Source organism: Ruminococcoides intestinihominis (genome assembly GCF_040096285.1).
Classification (GTDB): Bacteria; Bacillota; Clostridia; order Oscillospirales; family Acutalibacteraceae; genus Ruminococcoides; species Ruminococcoides intestinihominis.
On the sequence record NZ_JBBMEY010000049.1, the window covers coordinates 1 to 11,192 of the forward strand.

Consider the following 11,192-nt stretch of genomic DNA (forward strand, 5'->3'; position numbering starts at 1 on the left):
AATCCCTCAGTCGCTCTTTAAGAGTAAATTGTCATTCTTCCAATTTACGAGCGACAGCTCCCTTTACACAAGGGAGCTTTATTTGCTAAAATTTAACACTTTACATTTATCACCACAAACCCCAATTTACAGAACCGATTTACCATTACCCACAAACGAAATTAAAAAAACTCTACCAAAAGAAAAACCACCGGCAAGAGCCGATGGTCAAAAATGCAAAACAAAAGCAAATATTTAATTACTGAATATTGTCATTGTTTTTTTTCTTAAATTCGGTTAAAGGTCTAACCTTACCGTCAGGAGTTTCAACATCAATATTCTCAAGTCTTTGCTTAAAGCCTTCCCTGAATTTGTCAAGGTACTGTTGCCTAAGCTCAATCTGTTCTTCTGCTTCTTCCTTAGTTAAACCGGCAGATTTTTTCTTCTTAGCAAGTTCATTTATTCTCTTAATTAGTTCGTCCATAATTTACCTCCTAATTGTTTTTTAAGATTAATTGTGCTAATATTATACTATAGTTTAAAGGAGAATTCAAATGGCTGATATAAGTTTACTTTACCCAAAAGGTAAGGCAGTTTCTACAATGACTTTAACCGATGAATCTATAAACGACCTTTCTGTTGATTACATTGTTGAAAGCCTTACTAAAGATATATACGAAAAAAATAGTATCAAAAAAATCTTAACAAACCTAACTTGTGATATTGATGTTATCAACTATAGAGCAGATGTTTTTGAGGATATTCTTAATTTCCCTGAACTAAGGGATGGCTTAGTTGAATTGCTGAAAAAGTTAGAGGATTTACGAGAACTTGAAAAGTTTAACAAAGACGGTGATGCATCATCCTTGTGGCAACTTATTAACAGACTTAGAGAAATTGACGGTTATGTGCTATGCATCACAATGCTAAAGAATATTCTCAACACTATTCCTATTAAGTCACAAGGACTACTTGACCTTAAACAGACCATTGAAGATATTTATAACAATGGTGGTTTTGATATTCTGAAAAAGGACATTGATGAAACAATGGCAAAGGCTCAGAACCTAAAGTCAGTTACTATAGGTGTTAACCTTGACAGTGTGTTAAAGCCTAAGAATGCCGGTGTTATTTCTCTAAATAGTTTTGAGATTACTAACAGTGGTATCCTAAAGAACTTTATGGGATTTACCGGTTCAAAGGAAGAACTGAACAGTGATGAAAAGGTACTTTCAAGTCACAAACTTCATCCTGCAAATCCTAGTCTAAACAGAACAAAATTCGGTTCAATTCAACAAGGTGCAAATACTAATGTACATATTGATACTTCAGGTTCTGCTACAGGTGATGACCCATTGTCTCAAAGTCTAAAGAAGGTTGTTACCGATATTCTGAAAAGAATGGTAAAGAGTATCAAAGCAACACTTCAAAAGTATGTTAATATTTCAGGTTACTCATTAGTGGGCTTAATGCCTGAGATTATCTTTTACATTCGTTTTGCTGAGCTTGTTGATAAGATGAAAGAAAAGAAATTACCGGTGTGTAAACCACTTGCAGTTCATGATGACAGAGTTGCTTACGGTGAAGATATTTATAATATAAAACTTGCAATTAAGCGTACTAATGGTGAAGAATTTGACATTATCGGTAATGACATTACATTTGATAATGAACAAAGAATTTATGTTATGACAGGTCCGAACAGAGGTGGCAAAACTACCTTTACTCAAGCAGTAGGTCATTGTTTCTTACTTGCACAAGCCGGTATTTATGTACCTGCAACAAAGTTCAACTACAGTCCTGTTGACAATATTTATACACATTTTCCTGCTGATGAAAACGAAACTGTTGACCTAGGTAGACTAGGTGAAGAAAGCAAAAGACTTTCTGATATTTTTAAGGTTGCAACCGATAAGTCCTTACTGTTACTTAACGAAAGTTTGGCAACAACAAATGTTGCTGAGGGTGTGTTTATTGCAAAGGATGTTATTAAGGCAATGGCCTACTTAGGTGTCCGTTCAGTATTTAACACACATATGCATGAACTTGCCCATCACCTTGATGAATACAACAGTGATGATAGTTATAGGAGCAAAGTACAAAGCCTTGTTACCGGTATGAAAGACGGTCACAGAAGCTTTAAGTGTGAGATTGCACCACCACAGGGTGTTTCTTATGCTAAAGATATTGCAGAGAAATACGGTGTAACCTACGACCAAATAAAAAAGAATATAGACAATAGATAAAAATAATGGCTAGTGTATTTTGTACACTAGCCATTTCTTATGCTTTAATTCTGTTTTGGTTTTCAAGTAATGCAACAATTACAATAAATAGTGGAGTGGTAATTGGTTGGTCAATGTTTACAATTCCTTGAACACTGTAAGAAATAACACTTGCCACAAGGATAATGCAGTATTTATTGCTAAAACTTCTCTTAATTCCTCGTATAAGGGCAGAAACCACAAAAGTAATGTAGGATAAAGCCCCAAACATTCCGACTGTTACAAGGTAATTTAGATAGATATTATGGGCAGCATTGGTTGTTTCATTCTTAAAAGCCATCAGCTCATCATTGTACCCCATATCAGTCATAATCTGACCAAAGGTATCACAACCTGTACCGAATAGTTTTTGAATAATATTTACATTAAGGAAAATGTAAATGCCTCTTATCCACATAAATCCTCTGTGAGTTCCCCAACTGTCGTTAAATCTAAAGTACTTCATAGCACTGCTTAATGAAGTCTTTGTGTCAATAAAGGTAAAGTAGCAAAATGTAAATACCCCTAAACCAAACAGTAATATTGTTAGGAAAATAAGTGATAGGGTAATGACCCTAGGTGTCTTTGTGATGCCCTTTTCTTCACTGAAAATATTTAAGAAAATTCCTAAAACAAGGGTAATTCCTATAACAACATAGGTGTTGCCATAGACCAAAGTGCTTTCTATTGCACTAAATCCCATACTGTAGTCATCCATAATATAAGAGAAATATCTGATAACTTTACAACCTATAAGCATTAGTGAAGTGATAATCAGTAGGTTTGAAAAGTCCTTTAAATTTCTTATAAAGAATATATAGCAAAATACAAATAGTCCTAATGTACCTAAGATACTGCCATCACTGTTGCAACAAACTACACCACCAAATGTTATTACAGCAGAAATACCGTAAATTATCTTTTGATAATATTTCTTTGAAAGAATAAACAGTACCATACAAAGTGGCATTACAATAGTTAAATAAGCTGAAAAAATATTTCTGTTGCCTATTGTTGAAATGAACTTTGTGTATTGACTTGAACTCATACCATTGTATAGGTTTAATGGGTCCCAGTAGAACTGTTGCAAAATCCCTATAAATGCCACAAATGATGAAACAACTGCCATAACTATAGGAACAACTTTGTTTTCTCTGTATGTTCTGGAAATTATAAAATACACTACAAAGTAGGCAAAGATAAGTATAAGCCCATTGTTCCTACCTAATGCACCGGTAAGACTGTCGAATTTATAGTCAGAAACCAGTGTGCTTATAATAGCAGAAATTAAAAATCCTATCATTCCATAATCAGTAAAGGAAAATTTATTTTTCTTATTTTCTATTTTATTTTCTTTATCTCTTTTATTGTAATGAGTCAGTATTACACCACCCATAAAAATCAATAATAAACTAGCCAAAACATAAAAGGCATATAGCTTGTCATGCCTTATGTAATAATATCTATCTGACAAATATAAGGGGAAAAGTGAAAACATCAATGTGACAAAGATTATAGCAACATTCCCCATATAGTGAGATAGAGTTTTTTTATTCTTTTTATCCATATTTTATACCAAAAAAGAGGTTATCACTTAGGTGAGAACCTCTTTGCTTTTATCAGTCTTCTAATTTGTTTAGTACCTTTAGAATTGAACAAGCCTCATCATCTGTTAGACGATTGCACTCATACCTTTCATCTCTAAGCATAATCAGCAGTTCCTGAATTAAGTAACGGAAGCCTGTACCTTCAAAGTTAAATGACCTTCTGTCAACTTTTTTGCAACCATTCTTAATAACCTTAAAGTAACCTGTGTTCCACCAGTCATCTTCAAGAACAATTCTGCCCTTAGTACCGATAACAGTTAGGTGGTTGTGTAAATCAATATTCTTTCCAATTTCAATTCTTGCAACTGCATCTTCATATCTAAAGAACATTGAACAGTATTCTTCACCATCTTCATTACCCGGAATTATGTTCTTTGAAATGTACTTAGCCTCAGTACCAAGTAGCTTTGTTACAGCAGTAATAGCAAGTACAGACATATCTTCAAGAGTCTTTTCGTATTCAAAGAAATCGTTACTCATACCAATATCAATGCTTAACACTTTGCCAACTTCATTACTGTCGGCAATCCATAAAAATTGAGAGAAAGCTCTTAGGTAAACCATAACAATGTTTTCCATTAGGATAACATTCTTTTCTCTTGCAAGTTTGTTTAGCTCTTGACACTTTTCATTATCTAGTGAGAAAGGAAATTCACAAATAACATGAACACCTTTTTCAATACATTGCTTAATGTAGTTGTATCGCTTTTCTAAGTCGCACTTAATATATACAATACTAAGGTCTTGACAGAACTTTTCAAAGCAGTTGCCGTAAGAATTTAGTTCATACTTATTACAAAATTCCTCAGCAACATCAATATCTTCACTAAATACTCTTTCAATGTGAATACCGGAAACATACTTAGTTTCGCTAACAACACCTAGGTCATCAGCATTGTCGGTAATAACACCAAAGTTTCTGATTGCATTGCTTTTTTCTCTAATCTGTGTGGAAGAAATATTCTTTGTTCTTTCTAGATAAACAACGTTACAATACTGCTTTAGGTGGTCAAACTTGCCAATCCAGTCACTACCGACAACAAGTGTATCAATATCATACTGAATAATATCCCTGGTCTTTTGACCTAAATATTCTTCAACAATAATTTCATCAACTAAACCTGTTTTCTTAACATTTTCAATTCTTGTAAGAAGTGAATCGTGAACAGAAAGTTTACCTCTCTCAATATCGTAGCTTTCAGAGGTTACACCAACAATTAGGTAATCTCCGTATGCCTTTGCCCTTTTAATAATATTATAATGACCTTGGTGGAACAAATCGAATGTTCCATAAGTAATAACCTTTTTCATATTTTCCCCTAATCTATTGACTTAATAAGCCAAAATCTCCTCCATAAGTTTTTTATCAATATATGGTTTTTGGTTGTACATTTCTTCACCAAAATAAGTTTTTGGATAAGCTTTTGACTTAATGTCAAGATGTACTTCAATTAAGTTTGGCTTTGTTTTATCAATAGTTTTTAGTATATCTTCAAGTTCTTCAATACTGTTAACGCTGTAGGAATTAATACCATAAGCCTCACCGATTTTCTTGAATACAGGTGCATCATAGCCACCTTCAGCAGTAGAACCAAAGTGGTTTCCGTCAAAGAAATCATCCTGTTGTTGCTGAATAAGACCAAGACTTTCATTGTTTAACACAATAGAAGTAACAGGCAAGTTCTCTCTCTTAACCCATTGTAGTTCTTGAATATTCATCTGAAAAGCACCGTCACCACAAACTGCAACAGTAGGCTTTTTGTTTAGATAATATGCACCTATAGCAGCAGGAAGTGCAAATCCCATTGCACCATGACCACCGGAGAACAGTAACCTTTGGTTATCTGTAATCTTAAAGGATTGTCCCATCCAAACCTGATGTTGTCCAACATCACAACAAACAACAGTATCATCGGTTGCATAGTTTGAGATAAGGTCAATAAACTTATTAGGTTCTCTTTCTTTACTGCGATTGTCAAAGTCAACAAGTGGTTCTTTAACCTTCTTACAGGTTTCTACCCAAGAGGTTTTGTCAACCTTCTTGTCCTTAAGAACCTTTAGCATAGCTTTTACTAATTTTTCACAGTCACAACAGTAGTGAGTTTCATCACTGTGAACTTTTCTTAGCAGTTCGTTTCTGTCTATATCAACTCTGATGATTTTTGCATTCTTAGCAAAGTTCTCACTTTTGCCACCTGTCTGTCTTTTACAGAAGGAACAAGCCAAAGAAACAATAAGGTCTGACTTTTTATATGCAAGAATGTTTGCATATCTGTGACCGTAAGCAGCACCGATATAACCAAAGTTAAGCTCATCATCAACTTTTAATAAGTGTCTGCCAAGTAGGGAAGTGATAACCGGAATATTAAGTCCTTTAACTAACTTGAGAACATTCTTGTGAAAGTCACTGCCTTTTACAATACCGTTACCAAGTAGTAGCATTGGCTTTTCAGCCTTAATGATTTCCTCAATAATCTGAGTTGCCACCATTTCGTAATTGATAATTACTTTGTCCTTTGGTGGGGTAAATGACTTTGCATTTTCTAAGTCCAAATCCTCTCTCTGTACATTCATAGGAATGTCTAGAACAACAGGACCTTTTCTGCCTTCATTAGCAATGTAAAAAGCCTTTTCAAGTTCATACTTTAAATCTTCAACCTTGCTAATATGAGTTGCATACTTTGTAATTGGCTTAACCATATCTACAACATCAGTTTCTTGGAAACCCTGTTGTCTAAGCTCTGAGATACCGGTATACTCATACTCATTTAGCTGACCGGTAAAGAACACTACCGGTGCACTATCGTAGTAAGCATCGGCAATACCATTCATTAGGTTAATAGCACCCGGTCCTGATGTTGAATAAGCTACGGCAGTTTTGCCACTAGCCTTTGCAAGTCCAACTGCAGCAAAAGCAGCACCTTGTTCGTTGTAACACATATGGTTTTCTATGCCATCAGCTTTACAAACTGAATCAACAAAGTGAGCAATCATTGTACCTTGATAACCGAATATATCTTTAATACCATGTTCCTTTAAGTAAGAAACAATAAAATCACTTGCTTTCATAATTCACCTTTAAAATAAAATTATTTAAACATACATAAGTTTAGTATATCATCATTATATAATTAAGTCAATTGTTAACATATGTATAAATATAGATAAAATCTATATTAAGCAAGAAAAAAGCGACTATTCATAAGAATAATCGCTTTTGTAATAGTTTTATTAGGCTTTAATTATGCCCAAGTACCTGAGAATAGGTTATCTGAACCCCAACCTGTAGCCTTATAAGTCGTGCCACCACTAACCTTTAGGTCATCTGACTGATTCCAAACATTATCCCAGTTGTTTTCAGTTGTTGCACCATTCATTCTGCAAATGATTAGGTTTTCATAACCACTTGGAACTGATAGAGTATTGTCTTTAATATCTACCCAAACACTGTCTGTGTCGTTCCATAGGTAAGCAGCCCATCTTTCTGTGCCGGTAGCAATTGCAGACATATCAATCTTGATTGTGTTGCCCTGAGGAGCAGTTGTAGTAGTTGTTGCTGTAGTTGGCTTAGTTGTAGTTGTTGTAGGAGTAGTAGGGTCACTGTAAGAGAATGTCTTACCTACAGGGAATGTATCAACTAACTTAATGCCGTACTTTTGAATAAGTGTAGCATCCTTAACATCAATGTTGCCGTCACCGTTTACATCGGCAGTCTTCTTCTGAACATCTGTAAATGTAATCTTGTTTACAGTATATTTTGATACTTTAACTGCGTCCTTAACATTGATTTGGTTATCAAAGTTTAGGTCACCATATAGGTAAGTTCTGCTTGGAACAGTTGTTGCAGTTGTAGGATTTGTCTTTGAAGTTGTTGTTGTCTGCTGAGTATATTCTTCCCACTTGTGGTTAGCAGAGAACTTCATTGAAGAACCTGAAAGTTCTAGACCAGGTTCCATATCTGCCGGATAACGGTTTGTTGTAGCAGTTAAATTTTCTGTAAAGATAACTGAACCATTAGCAAATTCGTCAGGAACTTCTACTACATAGTAGCCTGTGCTACTGTCCTTAGTCATCTGTTTGCCCGGCCATTCTGCAACTGAATCTGTATCGTTGTAAATGTAAGCATATACACTTGACCAGTTGTATGATGAGTTATCAAAGTAAATCTTCTGAATTTGGTCTGGGTCTACTTTCTTAAATGTATAAGAAGCATTAGATGTATCTGTACCATCTGTAGCAGTTAGCTTAACTGTGATTGTTGAACCGTAAGAAACATCTTCACCGATTGTGATTGTCTTTGTGCCTGTGTATGTTTCTACTGTACCATTATCAATCTGATATGTACCTGAAGTAGCATCCTTTAGACCAAGCACTAATTCCTGTGTTTCTGCCTTAAATGAACCACCGGCTTTTGAGATTGTGTTCTGTGGTCCTTTCTTTGGGTTATATACTACTGCAACACCTGATGAACCAATAGTACCTGAGATTTTACCGTTAGCAACATGGAATTCGTTATCTGTAATAACATCCTTATATGTACCGTTAGCCATCTTGTGAGCAGTTACATTAACATTGTTACTACCACAGTTTACAAGAACAACACCATTTGTGCCTCTTTCGTTGTAAGCAACACCGTTTTCTGCTGATAGATATTCTGACTGACCAATCATAGCATTCTTAAACTGGTTGATAGCCTTAACAGTTTCGTTAGCCCAGTTAGTTACATCGCCTTGGCCCATCATTGCAGAACCCCAGTTGTTAGGTCTTGCAAGATACATACCACAAGCCTGTTGTCTTGTACCAACTAAAGCCCATGTTTTGTCCATATTTGCATTGCCAACATTGCTTGAAGAACCTGCCTGATATGTATCATGAGATTCGTTCCAAAGAACTGACTTGTTACCTGCAGCCTTTGAACCGTCATCTAGGTTAAAGTCACTTCTGATAGCACCGGAAGCATTGTTACTATTAACTGCGTTTCTGACACTGTTAGAAACTGAAGATAGTGTAATGCTCATTAGAGATGTATAAGAATTAACGATTGACTGACCGTTACTTTGGTCATCGTTACCGGTTGTTTTATCAAGAACTTCACCATAATAGAAAGGTGTAACGCCTCTTGTTGACTTAGCATAGCTTGTAGTTGCATTTAGAACTGTTGGCCAGAAGTCACTGCCAAAGCCTGAGTCAGCAGGTGTTTCAATGTGCTTAGCACCGTCAAAACGGAAACCGTCAGCACCATTATCAATACATTCCTTTAGGAACTTTGTTGCATAGTCCTGAACTGTTTTGTTACCTGTGTTAAGGTCAGGAATGCCACCCATACAGTACTGAGTAATATCGTGACGAGAAGCATACCAACTGTTAATAGTAATATCATGCCATAGAGAACTGTTGTTTCTGATAGCATCAGGGATACATGGTGAAAGGTCGTTCTCAGACTTATTACCCATATGGTTAAGAACTGCATCGACTACAACCTTAACACCGTACTTATGAGCTTCATCACACATTGCCTTGAACTGAGAAGCAGTACCTAAAGCACTTGTGCCATGAGCATTAGTTTCAATTGCAAAGTCAACAGGCTGATAAAGTACCCACCAGCTACCCTTTGCAGTTTTACCTGCAGTAGATTCCTTTGCTACCTGAATAGGTGATGTCTGAACAGCAGTAAAGCCTTGTTCAGCAATTGTTTTCATATTTTTCTTGATGTTGTCAAATGACCAGTTAAAGCACTGAAGAATCTGACCATCCTGAATGTTGTCAGCAAGACCATAAGTATTAGCACTTGTTGACACAGTTGTTGTGCTAGCTTTTGATGCACTCTTGTCAGTAGATACGGCTGATACAACAGGGATAGATATTGCAGATACTGCCATACATAGTGAAAGTACAAAGCTAACAAATTTCTTTTTGCATTTCATAAAATGTCCTCCTTAAAAATAAAAAATCCCATATATATTTTATCAAAATTACAAAAATATTACTACTGTAAATAAGTACAATAAACAAGATTATTTTTGTATAAATTTTACAAGGAAATTAATAATATTTGAACAAACCGAGAACAATAAAGACTATTAAACAATAATAATTCGATTATAGAAAAATCAGCCTATATATCTGTTATAATATGACAAAATAGTAAAGATGTTCTATAATACTTGCAACAAATACAACTCTATGATACAATAAGGGAAAGAATGGGGTTTAATTATGTCCAGAAAAATAGGCTATGCTTTCCTGTGTAAAAAGGGAAAGGTAAGAAAGAAAAATCAAGATAACTACTGGTGTATGGGTGACTTTTTACCTCAAGAAAATGAGGGACAACAGAGAACTATCACCGGACAAATAAATTTGAAAGATTTAACCGGTGCATTCTGTGTTTTTGACGGAATGGGTGGTGAGGCTTGTGGTGAGATTGCCTCTTCAATTTCTGCTACAACCTTTAATAATATATATAAGTCAATAGTTGACCTTGATGTACAAAGTATTGTTGATATTTGTTACATAATGAACAGAAATGTTTGTCGCTTTGCAAAAAGACACAAGATTCAATATATGGGTACAACTGCTGCAATGCTCTTCTTCGGAAAGAAGGAAGTATATGCTTGTAACCTTGGTGACAGTAGAATTTTTCTTTTGCGTGGCAACAAGTTGCAGAAAATTTCTGTTGACCATGTAGCTGAGGGTACTATCTTTAAGAAACCACCACTAACTCAGCACATTGGTATTCCTACCGATGAATTTAGGATTGACCCTTATATTGTGTCACTAAAGATTAGAAAAGGTGACAGGTTCTTAATTTGCTCAGATGGTCTTACCGATATGTTGTCCTTTGAAGATATTGAGGCTTTCCTAGTTGAAACCCACAGCATCTCCGATTGCGTAAATGATATGATGAAAATGGTTTATGCAAAAGGTGCTATTGATAATACAACAATCGTGTTGTGTGAGGTTAGATGATTCTAATTTTTTAATTTAGTTGTTTAAATTTATAAAGAAATCTTGCTAAATAATGTAGGCAAATAAATTTTAGTGGATAATAAATAGAACAAGGTTCTACTTGATGCAAGTCAAAGTGTTATATTATAATAGTGTATTATAATTTGAATAGTGTATTATAAGTAAAGGCATAGTATGTTTTTCCCATACTATGCCTTTCTCAGTTTCAGTTGTGATGTTAGATAAATTAGTTTTTTTCAATCTTGTCTGTGGGTAAAGGAAAATTAGTACAATAAATTTGGGTTTGTGGTGCTAAATGTAAAGTGTTAAATTTTAGCAAATAAGGCTCCCTTGTGTAAAGGGAGCTGTCGCTCGTAAATTGGAAGAATGACAATTT

General features: G+C 35.0%; 8 protein-coding genes. 3 read left to right on the forward strand and 5 right to left on the reverse strand.

The window, feature by feature from the left end:
* Nucleotides 1-238: hypothetical protein (locus tag WMO18_RS09500; RefSeq protein WP_367286561.1), on the forward strand; the 238-nt coding region annotated here is incomplete at its 5' end.
* On the opposite strand, the gene WMO18_RS09505 is transcribed toward WMO18_RS09500, so the two are convergent.
* Complete coding sequence (locus WMO18_RS09505; RefSeq protein ID WP_138156384.1) at nucleotides 239-463, reverse strand: DUF896 domain-containing protein; 225 nt, start codon at nucleotides 461-463, stop codon at nucleotides 239-241. It lies immediately after the preceding gene.
* Between the two features lie 70 nt (nucleotides 464-533).
* Here WMO18_RS09505 and WMO18_RS09510 point away from each other — a divergent pair, with 70 nt between their 5' ends.
* Nucleotides 534-2,225, forward strand: a complete 1,692-nt coding sequence (locus WMO18_RS09510; RefSeq protein WP_211148088.1) for a MutS-related protein — start codon at nucleotides 534-536, stop codon at nucleotides 2,223-2,225.
* A 37-nt stretch (nucleotides 2,226-2,262) separates the two neighbouring features.
* On the opposite strand, the gene WMO18_RS09515 is transcribed toward WMO18_RS09510, so the two are convergent.
* The 4 genes from WMO18_RS09515 to WMO18_RS09530 all read right to left on the reverse strand — a co-directional run bounded on the left by WMO18_RS09515 (nucleotide 2,263) and on the right by WMO18_RS09530 (nucleotide 9,774).
* Complete coding sequence (locus tag WMO18_RS09515) at nucleotides 2,263-3,663, reverse strand: O-antigen ligase family protein (RefSeq protein WP_211148087.1); 1,401 nt, start codon at nucleotides 3,661-3,663, stop codon at nucleotides 2,263-2,265.
* Nucleotides 3,664-3,862: 199 nt separating this feature from the next.
* Nucleotides 3,863-5,161 carry a Gfo/Idh/MocA family oxidoreductase gene (locus tag WMO18_RS09520; RefSeq protein WP_211148086.1) on the reverse strand — a complete coding sequence of 433 codons (1,299 nt, stop codon included), beginning with the start codon at nucleotides 5,159-5,161 and terminating at the stop codon, nucleotides 3,863-3,865.
* Between the two features lie 21 nt (nucleotides 5,162-5,182).
* Entirely contained in the window at nucleotides 5,183-6,919 is a 1,737-nt protein-coding gene (locus WMO18_RS09525) for a thiamine pyrophosphate-binding protein (protein ID WP_211148085.1), read from the reverse strand.
* A gap of 173 nt (nucleotides 6,920-7,092) precedes the next feature.
* Complete coding sequence (locus WMO18_RS09530) at nucleotides 7,093-9,774, reverse strand: alpha-amylase family glycosyl hydrolase (protein WP_211148084.1); 2,682 nt, start codon at nucleotides 9,772-9,774, stop codon at nucleotides 7,093-7,095.
* 292 nt (nucleotides 9,775-10,066) lie between these two features.
* Here WMO18_RS09530 and WMO18_RS09535 point away from each other — a divergent pair, with 292 nt between their 5' ends.
* Nucleotides 10,067-10,816, forward strand: coding sequence for a PP2C family protein-serine/threonine phosphatase (locus WMO18_RS09535; RefSeq protein ID WP_022504831.1), 750 nt, complete (start codon nucleotides 10,067-10,069; stop codon nucleotides 10,814-10,816).
* The last annotated feature ends 376 nt before the right edge of the window (nucleotides 10,817-11,192 follow it).

Coding starts and splice junctions, on each gene's coding strand:
- WMO18_RS09530 (WP_211148084.1), bottom strand. CDS start 9,774: ATGAAATGCAAAAAGAAATTTGTTAGCTTTGTACTTTCACTATGTATG.
- WMO18_RS09520 (WP_211148086.1), bottom strand. CDS start 5,161: ATGAAAAAGGTTATTACTTATGGAACATTCGATTTGTTCCACCAAGGT.
- WMO18_RS09525 (WP_211148085.1), bottom strand. CDS start 6,919: ATGAAAGCAAGTGATTTTATTGTTTCTTACTTAAAGGAACATGGTATT.
- WMO18_RS09505 (WP_138156384.1), bottom strand. CDS start 463: ATGGACGAACTAATTAAGAGAATAAATGAACTTGCTAAGAAGAAAAAA.
- WMO18_RS09535 (WP_022504831.1), top strand. CDS start 10,067: ATGTCCAGAAAAATAGGCTATGCTTTCCTGTGTAAAAAGGGAAAGGTA.
- WMO18_RS09510 (WP_211148088.1), top strand. CDS start 534: ATGGCTGATATAAGTTTACTTTACCCAAAAGGTAAGGCAGTTTCTACA.